Annotated in this window: 13 protein-coding genes; 4 read left to right on the top strand and 9 right to left on the bottom strand. The window is 63.8% G+C overall.

Annotated features, from left to right (window positions below; translation table 11 throughout):
* Positions 1 to 42: 42 nt before the first annotated feature.
* Positions 43 to 1,974, bottom strand: coding sequence for an acyltransferase family protein (locus tag ARADN35_RS27485; protein ID WP_139019211.1), 1,932 nt, complete (start codon positions 1,972 to 1,974; stop codon positions 43 to 45).
* Positions 1,975 to 2,081: 107 nt separating this feature from the next.
* On the bottom strand, positions 2,082 to 3,149 hold the full coding sequence (locus tag ARADN35_RS0119200) for a recombination-associated protein RdgC (RefSeq protein WP_010465026.1): 1,068 nt from the start codon (positions 3,147 to 3,149) through the stop codon (positions 2,082 to 2,084).
* A 340-nt stretch (positions 3,150 to 3,489) separates the two neighbouring features.
* On the opposite strand from ARADN35_RS0119200, the gene ARADN35_RS0119195 reads away from it, so the two are divergent.
* Positions 3,490 to 4,047, top strand: a complete 558-nt coding sequence (locus tag ARADN35_RS0119195; protein WP_010465025.1) for a Spy/CpxP family protein refolding chaperone — start codon at positions 3,490 to 3,492, stop codon at positions 4,045 to 4,047.
* A gap of 1,010 nt (positions 4,048 to 5,057) precedes the next feature.
* Here ARADN35_RS0119195 and ARADN35_RS26570 read toward each other — a convergent pair.
* Positions 5,058 to 9,944: an EAL domain-containing protein gene (locus tag ARADN35_RS26570; RefSeq protein WP_029414199.1), complete on the bottom strand. Its 4,887-nt coding sequence runs from the start codon at positions 9,942 to 9,944 to the stop codon at positions 5,058 to 5,060.
* 330 nt (positions 9,945 to 10,274) lie between these two features.
* On the opposite strand from ARADN35_RS26570, the gene ARADN35_RS0119185 reads away from it, so the two are divergent.
* Together ARADN35_RS0119185 and ARADN35_RS0119180 are read left to right on the top strand one after the other, a co-directional pair.
* On the top strand, positions 10,275 to 10,754 hold the full coding sequence (locus ARADN35_RS0119185) for a MerR family DNA-binding transcriptional regulator (protein WP_010465022.1): 480 nt from the start codon (positions 10,275 to 10,277) through the stop codon (positions 10,752 to 10,754).
* On the top strand, positions 10,751 to 11,200 hold the full coding sequence (locus tag ARADN35_RS0119180; RefSeq protein WP_029414198.1) for a PaaI family thioesterase: 450 nt from the start codon (positions 10,751 to 10,753) through the stop codon (positions 11,198 to 11,200). Before ARADN35_RS0119185 ends, ARADN35_RS0119180 begins: the two co-directional genes overlap by 4 nt.
* A 42-nt stretch (positions 11,201 to 11,242) precedes the next feature.
* Here ARADN35_RS0119180 and ARADN35_RS0119175 read toward each other — a convergent pair whose 3' ends face one another.
* From ARADN35_RS0119175 to leuA, 4 genes are all read right to left on the bottom strand, one after another.
* The gene (locus ARADN35_RS0119175) at positions 11,243 to 12,343 is read right to left on the bottom strand and encodes a 3-deoxy-7-phosphoheptulonate synthase (RefSeq protein ID WP_029414197.1); all 1,101 of its coding nucleotides are present in this window, start codon (positions 12,341 to 12,343) and stop codon (positions 11,243 to 11,245) included.
* A gap of 190 nt (positions 12,344 to 12,533) precedes the next feature.
* Positions 12,534 to 13,043, bottom strand: a complete 510-nt coding sequence (locus ARADN35_RS0119170) for a C40 family peptidase (protein WP_010465016.1) — start codon at positions 13,041 to 13,043, stop codon at positions 12,534 to 12,536.
* Between the two features lie 79 nt (positions 13,044 to 13,122).
* A complete protein-coding gene (locus ARADN35_RS27025) occupies positions 13,123 to 13,614 on the bottom strand; it encodes a GNAT family N-acetyltransferase (RefSeq protein WP_159103201.1) in 492 nt (163 codons plus the stop codon).
* A gap of 34 nt (positions 13,615 to 13,648) precedes the next feature.
* The gene (leuA, locus tag ARADN35_RS0119160) at positions 13,649 to 15,334 is read right to left on the bottom strand and encodes a 2-isopropylmalate synthase (protein WP_010465013.1); all 1,686 of its coding nucleotides are present in this window, start codon (positions 15,332 to 15,334) and stop codon (positions 13,649 to 13,651) included.
* Positions 15,335 to 15,761: 427 nt separating this feature from the next.
* Between leuA and ARADN35_RS0119155 the strand changes: the two genes are divergently transcribed.
* Positions 15,762 to 16,124 carry a YciI family protein gene (locus ARADN35_RS0119155; RefSeq protein WP_010465011.1) on the top strand — a complete coding sequence of 121 codons (363 nt, stop codon included), beginning with the start codon at positions 15,762 to 15,764 and terminating at the stop codon, positions 16,122 to 16,124.
* Positions 16,125 to 16,148: 24 nt separating this feature from the next.
* Here ARADN35_RS0119155 and ARADN35_RS0119150 read toward each other — a convergent pair whose 3' ends face one another.
* Positions 16,149 to 18,074 (bottom strand): putative bifunctional diguanylate cyclase/phosphodiesterase, encoded by a 1,926-nt coding sequence (locus ARADN35_RS0119150; protein WP_010465009.1) that lies wholly within the window; start codon positions 18,072 to 18,074, stop codon positions 16,149 to 16,151.
* Positions 18,071 to 18,616 carry a YfiR family protein gene (locus tag ARADN35_RS0119145; protein ID WP_010465007.1) on the bottom strand — a complete coding sequence of 182 codons (546 nt, stop codon included), beginning with the start codon at positions 18,614 to 18,616 and terminating at the stop codon, positions 18,071 to 18,073. Before ARADN35_RS0119145 ends, ARADN35_RS0119150 begins: the two co-directional genes overlap by 4 nt.
* Position 18,617: the final 1 nt, after the last annotated feature.

The raw sequence follows: 18,617 nt of genomic DNA, 5'->3' as shown, positions 1-18,617 counted from the left end.
AAATCCAAAAATAATCTGAAATATAATTTAGTCCTCAAATTTTCATTTTGTCAAAATTTCTTCCGCAAGTCGACCCAGGGCAGCCCCCATGATCTGACTACCTGCCGTGGTGAAATGGCCCGAGTCAATATACATCTGTACGCCATTGCGATTGACATAACAACTTTGGCTATCGCAAAGATCATTCAAGGTGTCAAACACAGTGACACCTTCCAACCCATGGATTACACGGGCCACCATAGTATCGTATTCGCGTCTTTCCGATTCAACTAGTTCTCTGGAACGCTCACAGTTTGCGGGCCGTAAGCGCCAAGGTGGTCGAACCTCACTGCTGCAAGCCATGACGGTAGATAACATTGGATAGGTGGGAATTGATTTAACCAATAGCACCCTCTTATCCTTCGCCAATAATCTCTTTATGGTTCTCCGCAAACCCTTCTCATAGGCTTGCGCGGATGTTTCCCCGGGTACAGCACTTTCAACACTGCGCAGGTTGTCCGAAGGGAAGTACATTAGATAAGCGGTCGACAAAATGACCAAACGAGTTTCGGCATCAGATTCAATGTACTGCAACGCTCTTTCCGTCAAATCAGGACTACCTTTGTGTTCGTAATGAGGTATGAAATCATCCCGGTACTTCACTCCTTCAAGGTAGGGCCATCCGGGTACAGCCGTCACCTCCACTCGGTCTCCATACAAGAGAGACAGGCCATAGTGGAAATGCCCTGCGTTGCTGTCGCCCAATAAATGAATCTTACCTCGACTTATTATTTGTGGCTTCTCGTAATTTTCCAACGGTGAATTAATATGGGAAGCGGCTGAAGGCGTCAATATACCATTCTGACCTAGATATGCCAACAGGCCAGTGAGTGTCATCAGCACCCCCAAGACGGTAGCAAGCACTCTCTTACGCGATATATGGCTTATTAGCTGCCGCTCCACACCGTGATAGGTAAGCGCAGCTAGAACCACCGAGGCCAGCACCGCAATGTTCCGGTGGGATGAAGACAGATGCCCATCACCCAGCAACCTTCCGAAAACCAGCAAAGGCCAGTGCCAGAGGTACAGCGGATAACTGAGCTTTCCCACATAGACCATTGCAGGGTTTGAAAGGACTTTGCGGTTTATCCAGGCATCTGGCCCCGCCAGAAGAATCAGAACTGCGCCCAATACCACCACTATGGCATAGAAGCCTGGAAATTTTCCGGGATTGATGGGAAAGCACTGCGTCGCCAGCAGCAAGCCGAGACCGAGCCATCCGGCACTGTTTCGCAGATGCCAGCCCACTTCAACCGCAGGGCGACTGGCCCCGAACACAGAGTTCCGAGTCCACTGGATACAAGCCAGCAGTCCGCCAGCCGAAAGCTCCCAGAATCGCCCGAACGGCAGATAAAACGCGGCAGGCTGGTTCCTGCTAGTCAGTACCAGATTGACGGCGAGAGACAGAACAATTACTGCAAGGCACGCGGCCACCAAAGAGCGCTTGGTGCGGATGGTCGCGAGCAAAATTAACGGCCACAACAGATAAAACTGTTCTTCTACCCCCAATGACCACAGGTGCAGCAACGGCTTGAGTTTGCTCGCCACATCCCAATAGCCAGACTCCAAGTAGAAATGCACGTTGGCGACAAATATGGCACTGAAAAAAGCTGACTTACTCAAGGGCGCATATTCGGAGGGATACATCACCCAGGGGCCTATGATCAGGCAAAACGCCAGCACCACTAGCAACGCAGGAAAAATTCGATTTATCCGTCGCACATAAAAATCTCGAATAGAAAATCGTTCCTCCGAAAGTTCACGACACAAAATGGAGGTTATTAGATAACCCGAAATAACGAAAAATAGGTCAACACCGACAAATCCGTTGGGTAAACTAGCTGGAGATGCATGAACCGCAAGCACCATTAGTACAGCAATAGCTCGAATTCCATCAATGTCAGGTCTATATTTGAAATTATTATTCAAGCTCACGAAAATCCCTCACTAAACGAAGCTTCTGGCAGTTTCCGCAAAAGAGCGCTATCTTGTTGCGCCCGTCACGCCAACATCCCACCAAGGTGCACTTCCCTACGCGGCTATCAAAACGGAGCTGACTCCGGGTCCGTATCTACCGGCTCGTGCGCAGGCCCCGTCACGACCCCGCCAGTGCCACTTTTTCGTGCAGGCACTGCGGCTGGGGCTACCGAGGAGCCGGCGAGCGTTGGAGTCGGCATCGAGCCACTCTCCGAAGCCACTGCAGCCGCCGCACTCGCCACTCCACTCTCCGCCTCCCCCCCCAGCGCCTCGATCAGATCCGGAATCAGCTTGACCAGCTCTCCCGTGGCAATCGCTACGTCGGTGTCAAAACCGCCGTCGTCGGCCTTGGTGCCTTCGAACACGGTGTCCAGAAACGACACCTTCTTGATCTGCAGGCCTTCGGTGAGCATGAAGGAGACCCGGTCGTCCCAGGTCAACGCGAGCTTGGTGGGCAGTTTGCCGGCGTCGATGTGGGCTTGCACCTCTTCGATGTCGAGCGGGTGGCGGGCATAGCGCACCACGGCTTTTTCTTCGGTGGCGCTTTTGAGTTCACATTCGCGGTCCACCGTGAAGCCCACGGGCGGCTCCTGCTCCTTAAGCCAGTGGGACATGGCGGCCTGCGGGCTGGTCTGGGTGTTGATGAGCAACACCGACAACCCGGGCAGCGCTTCGATCAGCAGGGTGACCACTTCATCCGCCCGGCCCTGGCTGGACGTGTCCAGCACCAGCAGGCGCGATGTGGTGTCAATCCATACCCACATCGATCCCTGCTTGGTGAAGGCCATGGGCAGCAGGTCGAGTTTGGCCTCGTCCTTCAGCTCCTTGCTTTCCTTCTTGCCAGGCTTGCGGCCGGTTTCCTGCTCGATGCGCTCGGCCTTTTCCTTCACGCGGCGGGCCAGCACGCTACCAGGCAATACCTTGGACTCGACCATGAAGCGCAGGATCCACTGGCCCCCGACCGATTCGGCGAGCGGGCCGTGCACATCACCGCGCGGCGGCACCCAGCCCAGGGATTTTTCCTGCGTGGCACCACATTCCAGGAAGGGCACCTTCGCCAGGGCTTCTTCCACTTGCGTCAATTCGACCTGCCATTGCGGCGCAATGCGGTACACGATCATGTTCTTGAACACGGAAAACCTTTTGTTGGGAAATCGTTAAACAAACCACCGGCAAACGCCGAACACGCCATTGTCGACGGTCGCTGCCAGCTCCCCTGCAAGCCCCGCCTTCGGTACGAAAAGCTCACATGTATACGCTACTTTTTTTATAGCTTAAAAAGCTTATAGATAAAGCGGTAGATACCATTTTCACCTGACATCTATTCGATGGAAGGCGAGCAGCTTCTTGTCACAACTTTACACAGCCTCACCCAACGGGTATGGCGGCGATACATGCGGGGCGGACACTGGCCCTCAATCGCCGGAACGGTCGTCCTGGCGAGCCCCCAACCCCTGTGAAAGGACTCACACCATGGTTTTCAAATTCCAACACCACCTGGCCGCCACCGCTGTTCTTGCTGCCCTGGCCCTGCCGGTGCTGGCGCAACAACCGCCCGCTGCCCCGCCTGCAGCAGGCGCCACGGCCCCTGAAGGCCGCCACAAGGCGGGTGACCGCCATGAACGCCACCAGGCCCACATGGCCCAGCGCATGGCAGCCCTCAAGGGACAGCTCAAGTTGACTGCCGCACAAGAACCCGCCTGGACGGCGTTCACCGCCGCAATGCAACCCGGCGAACGCACGGCCCGCCTGGACCACAAGGACATGGACAAGCTGACCACCCCTGAACGCATCGACCGCATGCGGGCCCTGCGCGCCCAGCACGCTGCCGAGGCCGACCGCCGTGGCGAGGCCACCAAGACCTTCTACGCGGCCCTGACGCCCGAGCAACAGAAGACGTTTGACGCCCAGGCCCACCGGGGCCACCGCATGGGCGGCATGAAGGGCGAGGGAGAAGGCCGGCACGGGCACCACGGCATGCGCGGTGGCGAAGGCCACCATCCCAAGCCGCCTGCCGCACCCGCAAAGTAAACCTTTGGCCCAGGTCTCGGGTTCTACCGCTTAGGCGGTTGCCCCCTTCCTTCTTTCCTTTGCAAAGCCCGGAGTCCTCGACGGACCCCGGGCTTTGTACTTTTTAGGGCCGCTGCAGGCGTCCATCCAAACCCATTGTGGATAACGCTGGGAACAGTTCTGGCACAACCTGCAGGTTATCCACACCAAATGGGGATAGCTGGAAGTTGTTGTCTGCGAGCCCCGGCTTTTGTGCAGGCCGCCACACAGACTTTGCAGCGACGCAAGCCCGCGCCAGCATTGGTAAAAATGGGCTTGTCCACAGAAAGTGGGTCGCTCTACTACTACTGCTATTTATATATAGAACCATAAAAGAATAACCAGAACCCCTTCAGACAGGCCTCGTCGCACCACCAAATCCAGGCCAATGGCCTGCAACGGGGACGGCAGACCTGGCGCTTAGGGACCCCCCAAGGCCTGGCGACCTGTCTGGCCAGGCTCTGGCGCCCATCGCATCCCGGGTGTGATGGGCCCCAATCATCCAAATTACTATCAATAAGATAGCTAAAACCGCTTATTCAATAAGCGCTGCGTGCCATTTTTTGCAAAAAATCGGTGCAAATCCATTCCAGTGCGTAAGACTGGGGATAGTTCTGGCACAACCACCTGGTTATCCACAGAAAAAGGCGGGCACCGTGTTTTGTCCCCGTTCCCACGACAACGGCAAGAGGGTTCGGTGCACAGGGTTGGCGCGCGTGCAAGTGCCCGCCACACCTCAAGAAAAAGCGGTTGTCCACAATTCGGGGCGCCTTCTACTACTACGACTATGTATTTATAGACAACATAAGAAGAAGACAGAGGGACAACTCGGGGTGCAGCGGAGCGTCGTGGTGCCCATCTTCAGAAGGGGTTTGAGGGCGTCTGAGGTGGCCGAATGGAGGCAAGGGACAGCGTTGCAGCGAAAAAACGCAGCCGACGGCGGCGCGCGGGCCGTCAGGACAATGGGAAAAAAGCGGGGCCGCGTGGGCCGTCTATGCAGCGGAGGGGCGCAGGAAGGCCCCCAGGAGGTCCGCAGACAGGGGGCGGCTGAAGAGATAGCCCTGGTAGAGCTGGCAACCGGCGCGGGCCAGCAGCTCGCGTTGCTCGGGAGTCTCCACGCCTTCGGCGATGACTTCCAGGCCCAGGCTGCGCGACAGGCCAATGATGGTGTCCACAATGGCGGCGTCGTTCGGGTCGGTCAGTAGGTCGCGCACAAAACTCTGGTCGATCTTGAGCTGATCGAGTGGCATGCGCTTCAAGTAGCTCAGGGACGAATAGCCGGTGCCGAAGTCGTCCAGCGAGAACCCCACGCCGTGGGAGCGCAGCGCCGCCATGGTGGCGATGGTGGTCTCCATGTCTTCCACCAGCAGGCTTTCGGTCAGCTCCAGCTTGAGCAGATGGGCTGGCGCCCCGGTGATGGCCAGCACGCGGGCCACATCGTCCACAAAACTGGCATGGCGGAACTGGCGCGAACTCACGTTGACCGCCATGGTCAGGTGCGCCAGCTGCGGGTCGGCCTGCCAGGTGGCCAGCAGCTTGCATGCCGTGTGCAGCACCCAGCGGCCCAGCGGCAGGATGAGCCCGGTTTCTTCGGCCAGCGGGATGAATACGGAAGGGGGCACCATGCCGCGCTGCGGGCTGGCCCAGCGCACCAGCGCCTCCACCCCCACGCAGCGGCCAGACTGGTGCATCTGCGGCTGGAAGTGCAGTAAGAATTCCTCTTGTGCCAGTGCCGCGCGCAGGTCGGTCTCCAGCCCGGCGCGGGCCGTCACCACGGCCTGCATGTCGGGGTCGAAAAAGCGCAGTGTGTTGCGCCCTGCGGTCTTGGCCTGGTACATGGCCAGGTCTGCCTGTTTGAGCAGCTCACCCACGCTGGTCTGCTCGCCGGTGAACGGCGCGACGCCGATGCTGGGAGTGCTGCGGTACTGGTAGCCCGCCAGTGCATAGGGCACGGCCAGCATGGCCAAAATCTTCTCGCCCACCCCGCGCGCGTGCAGAGCCAGCTCGTGGGGCTTGGGGCTCAGTTCTTCGAGCATCACCACAAACTCGTCGCCCCCCAGCCGGGCTACCGTGTCCACGCTGCGCACGCAGGTGTTCAGGCGCTGCGCCACCTGCTGCAGCAGCAGGTCGCCCTGGTCGTGGCCCAGGGTGTCGTTCAGGGTCTTGAAGTTGTCGAGGTCGATGAACAGCAGCGCCCCGCCCTGCTGGCGGCGCTGGGCATTGGCCAGCGCATGGCCCATGCGGTCCATCAGCAGCATGCGGTTGGGCAGGCCCGTGAGCGCGTCGTAGAAAGCCAGGCGCTGTATTTCACGCTCATTGGCCTTGCGCTGGCGGATGTCGGTGTTGATGGCCAGAATGGATTGCGGCTGGCCGTCGTCGCCACGCACCAGGGTCCAGCGGCCCTCGACCTCGATGGTGCTGCCGTCACGGTGGCGGTGCACGATCTCGCCCGTCCACTCGCCCTGCTCCAGCACCGTCTGCGTCGCATGGCGGAAATGGGCGGGGTCGTCGTAGAGCAGCGTCTCGATGGACTGGCCCAGCGCCTGCAACTGCGACCAGCCGTACAGGCGTTCGGCGCTTTTGTTCCAGAAGATGATGCGGTGTTCCAGGTCGCGCACCAGGATGGCGTCCTGGGCCTTGTCCAGCAGCGAGGCCTGGTGGCGGATGCGGGCATCGGCCTGCTGCCGGTCGATCTCGGACGACGCGCGCGCGGCGAAGATCTGCAGCGTGGATGTGATGAAGTCCGTTTCTGCAATGGGCTGGCGGAACAGCACAAACACGATGCCCACCACTTCGCCATCGGCGTTGCACAGCTGCTGCCCTGCGTAACCCTGCGCGCCCACATAGCGCAGCATCGGGGCATCGGGGTGCAGTTGCTGCACCTTGTCGGTCACCACGTGCGCGCGCTGCGACAGCAGCATGAGGCTGGGTGTGCCCTCCAGGCTGTATTCGTCGTTGGGCAACATCTGGCCATCGAGCACCGCAGCCAGCGTGGCCACCCGGGGCGGTCGCCCCTGCACGTCGGGCAACAGCCGCACCACGCAGCCGCCTTGGGCCCCCAGGGCGTCGGCCATGTTGCGCACCAGCTGCACAAAAAACTCGGTGCCTGTGCTGGCCGACACTGCCGCCGCCACCTTGAGCACCGAGGCCTGCAGCCGCTGCTGCGCCTTGTGCGCGCGCAGGCTGGTGATGCCAAAGGCCAGGTCGTTGGAGAGCTCCTGCAGCAGGGCCGCTTCTTCGGGGCTGATCTGCAGGATGTCGGGCGCGTAAAGGTACAGCAGGCCAAAGGTGCGGTCGCGGTTGCGATCACGGTCCTGCAAAGGCAGACAGATCACGCCATGAAAGCCGTGGTCCAGCATGCGCTCGGTCCAGTCGGCAAAGTCACCCTCGGTGCGGATGTCCTGCACGATCACGGGTTTGCCCGAGCGCACGGCCGTGCCCGCCGGTCCCCGGCCGTAGGGGTCGTCGGCCGACCAGGAAAGCTGCAGGTTTTCGAGATAGTTCTGGTTGTACCCCGCATGGGCAACTGGCTCGATGGACTTGCGTTCGTCGTCCAGTGCAAACCCCACCCAGCCCATGCGGTAGCCGCCGATGTCCACGGCAATCTGGCAGATGGCCTGCAGCAGCGTGGTTTCTGACGTGGCGCGCACCAGGGTCTCGTTGCATGCGCTCAGCAGGCGCTGGGCACGGCCCATGCGGGCCAGCTCGCGTTCGGTGCGCAGGCGCTCGGTCACATCGGTGGCCAGCACCTGCCGCGCCGGGCGGCCATTGAAGCTGATGCTGCCAGCCGTGATCTCCACATCCATGAACGTGCCGTCCTTCTTGACGTGGCGGCTGATCACTGGTTTGTTGCGCTGGTCGATCGCAATCGCCTGAAGGGCTTCCCGAATGGTGGCGTGCCGTTCGGCCGGCCACAGGTCCGTCATTTCCATCGCCAGCAACTCGGCCTCGGTGTAGCCGTAGTGCGTTTCCATCGACTGGTTCACAGCCTGCAGGCGCAGCGTTTCCTTGTCGTACACCCACATGGGATGGGGATGTTCGTTGAACAGCATGCGGTACTGCTGCTCCGACGCCCGGAGCTGCCCGGCCACATGCCGCAGCTGCACCATGGCCCCCAGGGATTCGGTGAGGATCTCCAGGTGCGCCACATCGCGCCGCGAGAACGCGTTGGGCTTGTCCGACGTCACCTTGAGTGAACCCACCACCCCCTGCGCCGTGCGCAGCGGCACCGCCATGACCGAGCGCACGCCATGGCGGTGGGGCAGCGAAGCCATGTCCCAGCCCTCGGCCTCGGTGTCGTTGCACACCACCGTGCGCCCTTCGCGCAGTGCGGGCCACAGCAGGCTCTGGTCCACGGCCAGCAGATGCCCCACAGGCCGCACGTGGTCGCCTGCCGAGGCCTGCGCCACCAGCTGGTGGCCCTGCAACAGCTCCACCAATGCACCGCGGGCCAGGGTCTGGCGCAGCACCGTGTCGGCCACCAGCTGCAGCACTTCGGGAAGGGGCAGGTCCAGCGACGAGATGCGCTGCTGCACGTGCAGCAGCTCGGCATGGTTCTGGGCATCGCGCTGTGCGTCGAGTTCGGTCAGCTTTTGTGCGCTGATGTCGGTCATGCCGCCCACCATGCGCACGGCCTTGCCGGCCGAGTCGCGAATCAGGAATCCACGGTCCAGCACCCAGGCATACGTTCCATCTTGCCGCAGAAAGCGGTATTCGGCCGACCAGTGGTTGTCCGTGCCGTCAATGGCTGCGTGGATGCCGTGGAGGATTTCCTGGCTGTCCTCAGGGTGCAGCCGCAGTGTCCAGGAGGTGCTGTCGGGCGGCAGCTGGTCGAGCGGCACGCCAAACAGGTTCTGCATGCCTTCGTTCCACCACATGGCATCGGTGTTTAGGTTCCAGTCCCACACGGCATCGGCCGTGGCACGCGACACCAGGTGAAAACGCTCTTCACTTTCGCGGCGTGCCTGCCGGGCCTGGTGCTGGACCGAGATGTCCTGGAAGGCCCCCTGGATGCGGATGATCTGGCCACCGGCATCGCGCGCAGCCTGACCGGCCGTGCGCACCCAGAATCGCCCGCCACCGGGCATGGCCACCTCGGCCTCCATGTCGAACGGTGTGCCATGGAGCATGCACTCGTCAAACGCCTTTTGCATCGGCACCCGGTATGGCGGCGTGTACAGCTGCAGCACCTGGGCCAGGCTCCCCACGCGGTGGGGGAGCCCATAGGCGGCAGCGATCTCCTGCGACCAGGTCAGCTGCAGGCTGGGCAGTTCCACTGTCCATCCCCCGATGCGCGCAATCTGCCCCGCCACACGCAGCGCGTCGCTCTGGGCCAGCATCTCGGCGTGCATCTGGTCGCGCTCCTGCACCAGCTGGGCCAGCAGGCGCTTCTGGCGGCGCAGCTCCAGCTGCACCATGGCCTGCCCTGCGAGGATCTTCAGGCCGTCGAGCTGCTCGGCCCCCAGTGTGCGGGGCACGGTGTCCAGCACGGCCAGCGTCCCCAGCGCAAAACCTTCCGGCGTGACGAGCGGCACGCAGGCATAGAACCGGACGCGGGGTTCGCCCACCACCAGCGGATTGCCCGAAAATGCTGGATGCTTGCTGGCGTCAGGCACCACCACGGCATCGCGGTTGCCGTCCAGTGCGTGGTCACAAAAGGCGATGGCGCGGTCGGTCTGCGCGAACGGCACCCCCACCGCCGCCTTGAACCATTGGCGCTCGCTGTCGACAAAATTGACCACGGCCATCGGGCAATCGCAGATGCGCGCGGCCAGCGTGGCCAGTTGGTCAAACGCATCTTCCGAGGGCGTATCCAGAATGGCGTAGGACTGCAATGCGTGGAGCCGCGCGGCCTCTTGGGGTGCGTGCGCAGGCGGCATGGTCACGCGGGGGCAAGGCCCATGGGTACGCATCCGACCTCTGGGCGTTTTGCCGCCTGGGGAGGGTTGTAGGGGGGCCGGAGCTGCGTCAACAACAAGGGAGTGGGGCGGTAAAGCGGCACATGCCGGACGGCCCAGCCGCTGCAGGAATCCGCAAACGCCGAGGCCACCACTGGTAAAACATCAATGCTACACCGCACAGGCCCGCGTTGACGCACCGCACCATGCGGGTTTGTCCCAAATGAAAAAACGACGACTTGACTGCGAGGGATGCGCAATCAGTCGCCAAGGCAACCTTCGCGCAACACCAGGCTTGCTAGCCTTCGTGGCATGCAGATCTCCGAACTTGCCCACCAGGCCTCGGTGTCCGTCCACGCCTTGCGCCACTACGAACGGCTGGGGCTGATTCGTCCGCACCGTCGGGCCAATGGATACCGGGACTATCCCGCCAGCATCAAGCGCGAGGTGGTTTTCATTGCCATGTCGCGCCAGCTGGGCTTCGCCCTGCCGCAGATTGCCCGGCGGCTCGATGACTACCGCGCCGGCACGCTGGGCATTGACGACATGGTCCACGCCCTGCGGGAACGCGCGGCCGCGCTGGAGCAGCAGATCAGCCAGTTGCAAGCCCAAAAGCAGGTGGTGCTGGAACACCAAGCCTGGCTCGAAGCGCAACAGCGCAAGCGGCAGATGCCGCCCCCGGCGGTGCAGGACGCCAAGAGCCCCCCTGCACCCGGCAACTGGCCGCGTGTGCGGCCCAAAACACCCACCAAGTCCTCATCCCAGCCCGCACCTCACAGGAAAACGCCATGACTTCGTCCCCACCGTCCACCTCCCACGTCGCTCAGTTGCAGACATTGGTTCTGGCCATGCCCATGGCCCGCACGCTGGGGCTGCGCTTCGTCCATGCCGAAGCGGGCCGGGTTGAAATGGAGATGCCAATCGGCGAAGCACTCTGCTTTCGCCCCGGCCAACTGCAGGCTGCGGCCGTGTTTGCCCTGGGGGACTTTGCCGCGGTGGCTGCGGCGGGCAGCGTGCTGCCGCCAGGCTGGACCAATGCCACGGTGGATGCGACCATCAAACTTGTGGCGCCCGCAAAAGGCACCTGCCTTCGGGCGCGCGGGCGTGTGGTCGATGCAGCGCGGCTGCTTACCGTGTGTGCGTCCGACGTGTTCGCGGTGGATGCAGGGGGCACCGAGACCCTGTGCGCCACCCTCCTGGCCACGGCCCGCAACATCGATCTCGCCGCTGCGAGGTAGGTCGTCAGCCGTACTGTTCTGCAGGCGGCGCCCGCATGGTGCTCACGCCCGTGCGCGCCGCGCCCGCACGGCGGCCGCCAGCCCCTCCAGCACCGGAATGGTCTGCGCCATGCTGATGCAGGCGTCGGTCACCGACACGCCGTGTTGCAGCGGCTGGCCGGGAACGATGTCCTGACGACCTTCCTGCAGGTGGCTTTCAATCATCAGCCCGGTGATGCGTGCATCGCCCGCAGCAATCTGCTGGGCCACGTCGTCGGCCACGGAGATCTGGCGCTGGTGTTGCTTGCTGCTGTTGGCGTGGCTCACGTCGATCATCACCTGCTCGCGCAGGCCCGCCGCCTGGAGCATGGCGCAGGCCGCATCCACATCGGTTGCGCTGTAGTTGGGCTGCTTGCCGCCGCGCAAAATCACGTGGCAGTCCTGGTTGCCGCGTGTCTCGAAGATGGCGGCCTGCCCCATCTTGGTCATGCCCATGAAGGCGTGCGATGCCTGCGCCGCCTGGATGGCGTCGCTGGCCACCTTCACACCGCCATCGGTGCCGTTCTTGAAGCCCACGGGGCACGACAGGCCGCTGGCCAGTTGGCGGTGGCTCTGGCTCTCGGTGGTGCGCGCACCAATGGCGCCCCAGCTCACGAGGTCGCTGATGAACTGCGGGCTCAACAAATCCAGGAACTCCGTGCCCACCGGCAGGCCCACGGCCAGCACGTCCAGCAGCAGCTGCCGCGCCAGCTCCAGCCCTTCGTTGATGGCAAAGCTGCCATCGAGGTGCGGGTCGTTGATGTAGCCCTTCCAGCCCACGGTGGTGCGCGGCTTCTCGAAATACACGCGCATCACGATGAGCAGGTCGGCCTGCAGTGCATCGGCCTGTGCCTTCAACTGGTGGGCGTATTCCATGGCCTGGCTGTGGTCGTGGATGGAGCAGGGCCCCACCACCACGATGAGCCGATCATCCTGCCCTTGCAGCACCCGCGAAATGGCGGCGCGGCTGGTTTCCACCAGCGTCTGTGCCGCATCGGGCGTGGGCAGCCACTCTTGCAGCAGAGCCGGCGTGATGAGCGGGCGCACGGCCTTGATGCGCGTGTCATCAATGCGCGTGGTGTCGTGGGTGGAAATGGGGGTGGCGGAGCGGTGTGCGTGGGTCATGGTGGCCCCGATTGTCGCGCGGCGCGGGGCAGCCATCGCTGGCAGATGCGGGCGAACACCTTTCTGCCCATGGGCGACATCGGTAGAGACTGGCGCGCCCCAGGCGAGGGACGCATAGCAAGGGCCGCCCCGCAGCGAGTGCGTCGTCCCCCTCAGGGGGAAGGCGCCGAAGGCGACTCAGGGGGAGCCACTACGGCCTGCGGAACGCCGCATTCTGCCGCGACCAGTGGCGCGACTGCAGCTGGTCGAGCCGCACCGTGCCGCCGGTGGAGGGCGCGTGTACAAAACGCCCTTCCCCCACATAGATGCCCGCATGGTTGGGCTGGCGGCCGGTGCCGAACACCACCAGGTCCCCGGCGCGCAGCTCGCCGCCGTCGATGGGGTAGCCCCAGCTGTTGAGCTGGGCCACCGTGCGGGGCGGTGGCGTGCCCACCTGGTTGCGGTACACATAGCCGATCAGCCCGCTGCAGTCGAAGCCTGAGTCGGGCGTGTTGCCGCCGTAGCGGTAGGGCGTGCCCACCAGCCCCAGCGCGTGGATCGCAATGTCGTGTGCCTGGTCCGCCGTCAGCGGCGGGGTCGTGCGGCTGGGCGCGGACGAAGACGGGAATGAAGGCGATGGGGGCCGTGAGGTGCCGCAGCCGGTCAGGGCGAGCAGGGCGGCGGTGCAGGCTGCTAAAGCCAGACTGTGAAAAACGCGCATGGACGCAAGGGTAATGGAGTTGTGGCGCGTCCGAGGAGGTTCCCCGTGTCACCGAGCGGTTTTTGCGGTGTTTGCGGCCTCAGTGCTGGGCGGGGGCGTTCGGTGGTGTGCGGTTTTCACCATCGCCTTCGCGCACCATCGGCACGAAGGCGATACCCCGGGTCTGCACCGAAGGCCCGGTGGCAATGAACCCCATGCGTTCGTAGAAGCCCTGTGCGAAGGGCGTGGCGTGGACCGTAATGCGCGCGCCGTGGCGTGTTTGCGACAACGCATGCAGCCACAATTGCCGCGCCCAGCCCCGCCTCTGGAAAGGCTCAGCGACGAACAGATGAAAAAGATGGCTGCCATCGCGCACCACGATCACGCCCGCCAGATCGTTTCTGCCTACCACCGCAACCCAGGTGGTGAACGCCGCCGTAGCCAGACGCGCGACAACTGCCTCGGGTTGCAGGGACTTCAGGAAATCCTCTGCCCCCCGGCCCTCCGGGTCCAGGGTGAAGAAGTGCGCTACGGACAGGATGAGCGCACTGATTCCTGGCGCATCCCCTGAGGTTGCTGGTCGAATTTTCATGGCCATGCGTATCAGGGGATGTTGTGGTGCGCGTTCAGGCGATGGTGCTCGTGGCCTGCTGCTGCGTCGGGCGCCGCGCCACCAGCCGGTTGGCTACGCTCACGATGGCCAGCACCGACGCCGTCACGATGTTGTGGCTGGCACCCGCGCCGAAGGTGGAGCCTGCCACGCCCTCCATCGCGGCTTCCACGATGGCCAGCGCCTGGGCGTTGGCGCCGGTGCCGGTGGCGCGCTCTTCGTAGTGGTCCACGCGCAGCGGCAGGCCGAGGGCATCCACCGTGGCGGCAATCGGCCCGTTGCCCTGGCCGCGCAAATGCTGGCGCGTGCCGTCGATGGTCACGTCGAGCTCGATGCCCTGCCCGTCTTCATCGAGCTTGTGGCTGTGGCACACGATGGCTGCCTGGGCCGGGGCGCGCAGGTAGGTGGCCTGGAACAGGTCCCACAGCGCCTCGCCGCTCATCTCGCCCTCGCTCGCGTCCGTCTGGCGCTGCACCACGGCGCTGAATTCGACCTGCATGCGGCGCGGCATCACCACGCCGTGTTCGCGCTCGAGCAAGAACGCGATGCCGCCCTTGCCCGACTGGCTGTTCACGCGGATCACGCTATCGTACGTGCGGCCCAGGTCCGCGGGGTCGATGGGCAAGTACGGCACCTCCCACAGCGCGTTCGGGTCCTGTGCGGCAAAGCCCTTCTTGATCGCATCCTGGTGCGAGCCCGAGAACGCGGTGAACACCAGGTCGCCCGCGTAGGGGTGGCGCGGGTGCACCGGCAGCGAGGTGCATTCCTCGGCAATGCGCGCCACCGAGGTGATGTCCGAAAAATCGAGGTTCGGGTGCACGCCCTGCGTGTACATGTTGAGCGCCAGCGTCACGATGTCCACGTTGCCGCAGCGCTCGCCGTTGCCGAAGAGGCAGCCTTCCACGCGGTCGGCGCCGGCCATCATCGCCAGCTCTGCTGCGGCCACGCCGGTGCCGCGGTCGTTGTGCGGGTGCACCGAGAGCGTGATGTGCTCGCGGGGGGCGAGGCGCCGGTCCATCCACTCGATCTGGTCGGCGAACACGTTGGGCGTGGCGTTCTCCACTGTGGTGGGCAGGTTGATGATGATGGGGCGGCCGGGCCCGGCGTTCCAGGCCGCGATGGCGGTCTGGCAGGCCTTGAGCGACACATCAAGCTCGGTGGCGCTGAAGGTCTCGGGCGAGTACTGCAGCGTCCACTCTGTGGCGGGCTGCGCGTCGGTGAGCTGCTTCAGGTAGCCCACGTGGTGCGCGATGAGCTGCATCACCTGCGTCACGTTCATGCCGAACACGATGCGCCGCCAGGCGGGGGCTGTGGCGTTGTACAGGTGCACGATGGCGCGGGGCGCGCCCTGCACGGCCTCCACCGTGCGCGCGATCAGGTCCTCGCGCGACTGGGTCATGACCATGATGGTCACGTCGTCGGGGATCAGGTCCTCGTCGATGAGGCGGCGCACGAAGTCGAAGTCGGTCTGCGACGCGGCCGGAAAGCCGACTTCGATCTCCTTGAAGCCGATGCGCACCAGCTCATGGAAGAGCTTCATCTTGCGCTCGCCGTTCATTGGCTCGAACAGCGCCTGGTTGCCGTCGCGCAAATCGGTGGAGAGCCACACGGGTGCGCGGGTGATGCTGCGGGTGGGCCACTGGCGATCGGTCAATGCGACCGGGGCGATGGGCTGGTACTTGGTGGCGGGCTTGGCAATCATGAGAGGCTCCACGAACGGTGTGTGCGGTGCGCTGGAAGAAATGCGCGGTGCACGGGTCAGACGAAATGAAAAAACAAAACGTGTGACATCCCCTGCAGCCCTTTGCGTGTGCAAAGGCTGGTTCGCGGGCCGGGGTCAGGGGGAGATCAGGTGTTGCGCTGAGCGAGTCAGGCAACGGTGGCGAACGCAGGCAGACCCCGGCCAAGCACTAGTAGGCTTAGCGATAGGGTGGGTAGGAGCATGCTGCGTTGCATAGGGGCTCGAAGATAGCACAGGCTTGCTGCGGCGCGCAAGGTTTTGATAAAAAATCGCCGCTAGCGCTTGATGGATAAGCGCTAATAGCTATCAAAATGGTAGTGAATGCTGCTGGTAGGATGGCGCCTTTCGCTTTGCCCCCTTCGCCTTCGCTTCGTCAGGAGACCCTCCCATGCCCTACATGCTGATCATCATGGAACCCCACGGCCAGCGGGCCGAGCGCGGGCTGGCGGGCGGGCAAGAGGCCTATGCCCGCATGCTGCGGTTTGGCGAGGGCCTGCAGGCCCGGGGCCTGCTGCGCGCCACCGAATCCCTGGCATCCACCGAACAGGCCGTGCGTTTGCAAGTGCGCGAGGGGCAGACCCGACTGGTGGATGGCCCGTTCGCCGAGACGAAAGAAATGGTGGGCGGCTTCTACCTGCTCGACTGCGCCACGCGTGACGAGGCGGTGGCCATTGCCCGGGAATGCCCGGCCGCCGAATGGGCCACCATTGAGGTGCGCGAGGTGGCACCGTGTTACCACGGGGCAACGTGACGTGACGTGCTGCGCTGACGCTTTTCACGCCCCCCGGCGCGCCGTGCGTTCCTGCAGCAGGGCCTGAAACTGCTCCACCGGCATGGGCCGCGCAAGCAGGTAGCCTTGCAGCACGTCACAGCCCTGGTGCACCAGATAGTCGGCCTGTTCCGGCGTTTCCACCCCTTCGGCCGTGATCTGCAGCCCCAGGCCGTGGGCCAGCGCCACGATGGCGGTCACGATGGTGCGGCTGTGTTCCTGGCCGGGCAGGTCCTTGACAAAGCTGCGGTCGATCTTGAGGCGGCGCATCGGCAATTGACGCAGGTAGCCCAGGGACGAGTAGCCGGTGCCAAAGTCATCAATGGCCAGGTGAATGCCCAGCTGGCTCAGGCGGTGCAGGGTGTGCGCGCCAGCCTCCATGTTGTCCATCAGCACGGTTTCGGTGAGTTCGATTTCGAGCAGGTGGGCGGGCAGGCCCTCTTCGCGCAGGATGTCCATCACGCGCTCCAGGAACTGCGGGTCGCCCAGTTGCCGGGCCGAGATGTTGACGGACACCCGCAGCGGCCCGCCGGCCTGCCACCGGGCGGCGTCGCGGCAGGCCGTGCGCATCACCCAGTAGCCCAGCGGCACGATGAGGCCGCAGTCCTCGGCCACCATCACCGCCTCCAGCGGCGAGACGTTGCCCAGCTCCGCATGCGACCAGCGCAGCAGTGCCTCGGCGCCCACCAGGGCACGGTCGGTGGCGGCAAAAAGCGGCTGGTAGTGCAGCGCGAGGCCCTCGCCCCGCTGCAGCGCAGCGCGCAGCGCGTGCTCGATGGCCTGGCGCCGGACCACCGCCTGGTTCATCGATGCGTCAAACCGCACACAGCGGTTTTTGCCCATCTCTTTGGCGCGGTACATGGCGGTATCGGCATTGCTGACCAGGCCGTCCATGTCGGCCGCGTCGCCCGGGAAGGTGGCGATGCCTGCACTGCAGGTCACGGTCACTTGCTGGCCGACTTCGGTGAACGAATGGAGGAAGGTGCCGACGATCCGCTGGCCATAGGTATTGAGCGCCGCGTCGTCCATGTCCAGCGGCAGGATCACGGCGAACTCGTCGCCCCCCAGGCGCGAGATCGCGTCGGTGCTGCGCACCACGGACTGCAGGCGCCGTGCCACCTGGCGCAGCAAACCGTCTCCGGCCGCATGCCCGAAGGTGTCATTGAGGGTCTTGAAATTGTCCAGATCGATGTACACCAGGGCCACGCGGGTGCCCAGGCCCCGGGCCGCTTCGATCTCTGCGCCCAGGCGTTCGTTGAAGGCATGCCGGTTGCCGGTGCCTGTGACCGCATCGGTATGGGCGAGCGCATGCAGGCGGTTTTCGGCATTGCGCACGGCCGCCCGGCTGCGCAGCACCATGGCGGCCGCCAGGGCCATCACACACCCGGCAATCAGCAACGCGCTGACAAAACGGATGGCCAGGCGCGAGTACACCGCGCTCATCGACTTGCGAAAGTACAGGGTTCCCGACGCCACGCCCGCCGTTTCGACTGGACGGGCAATCTCCAGAACGCGCAGCCCCGCACGCTCGGCCATCCCCCCCATGCCTGCGGCCGCCAGCGTGGCGGGGAAGTTCTCGTCCGGGCTGCGTGTGTACCGCGCCAGCGGCAGGCCCCGCACGTCATACACGCTGGCACCCAGCACCATGGGCGATGATTTCAACGCCCCCAGCATCTCGGTGGCGGTGTGCGCATCACGGAACATGACAGCGGCCGCGATGTTGTCTGCCACGATGGCGGCCTCCACGCGGCTGTCCTGCAGCATGGACTGGCGCGTGCTCCAGTAGTCCAGCCCGGTGAGGGCCAGCACCACGGTCAAAAGCGCCAAGCCTGCCGCCAGAATGCCTGTCACCACCAGCCTGGACGACAGCAGCACGGGCGGCAGCGGTGGTGCCGGTATCGGGGCCTGAGATTCGGGGGCCTGGGTTTTCATCGGTTCACCTTGGCCAGCCGCAGCAGTCTGGAGCTGATCGTGAGGCCGGCCTTGGCGGCGGCGTCGGGACTGATGCCAAACACGATACGCCCTTCCTGCTGGGCCAGGGCGATGACGATCTCCGGGTTGACGAAGGTGAGTTCATCCGCAATCGTCAAGACCCCGTGGGACGGGGGCAGTGTCCGCAGCATTCGCAATGCCTGCTCCACGTCTGCGTTCTGGAGGATGAGCATCCGGCAGTGGCGGATGCCCGCCAACTCCAGGAGTTTGACCCGCACGGTGCGGCCTTTGGCGGTTTGTTTGCCTTCCAGCGCGGTCAGCGGGCGTTTCAGTGGACTGAAGGGAGATACGCAGATGGACAGCTCGTTGCCCGTGGCCATATCGTTGTCGGGCCATTCGACGAACTGGATGAAGTTGAAGATGTAGGCTGCCTTGAGGTCGAGTTCCTCCACGGGATCGGTGGCGTGCGCGAGGCCACCCACCCCGCCCAGCAGACACAGGCCGATCCACAGCATCTTGCGCAGTCGGATGGCGTTGTGCATG

The sequence above is a fragment of the Acidovorax radicis N35 genome, assembly GCF_000204195.1.
GTDB classification, from domain to species: domain Bacteria; phylum Pseudomonadota; class Gammaproteobacteria; order Burkholderiales; family Burkholderiaceae_C; genus Acidovorax; species Acidovorax radicis.
The sequence above is the reverse complement of the archived record's forward strand: the minus strand, read 5'-3'. Positions and strand labels throughout refer to the sequence as shown.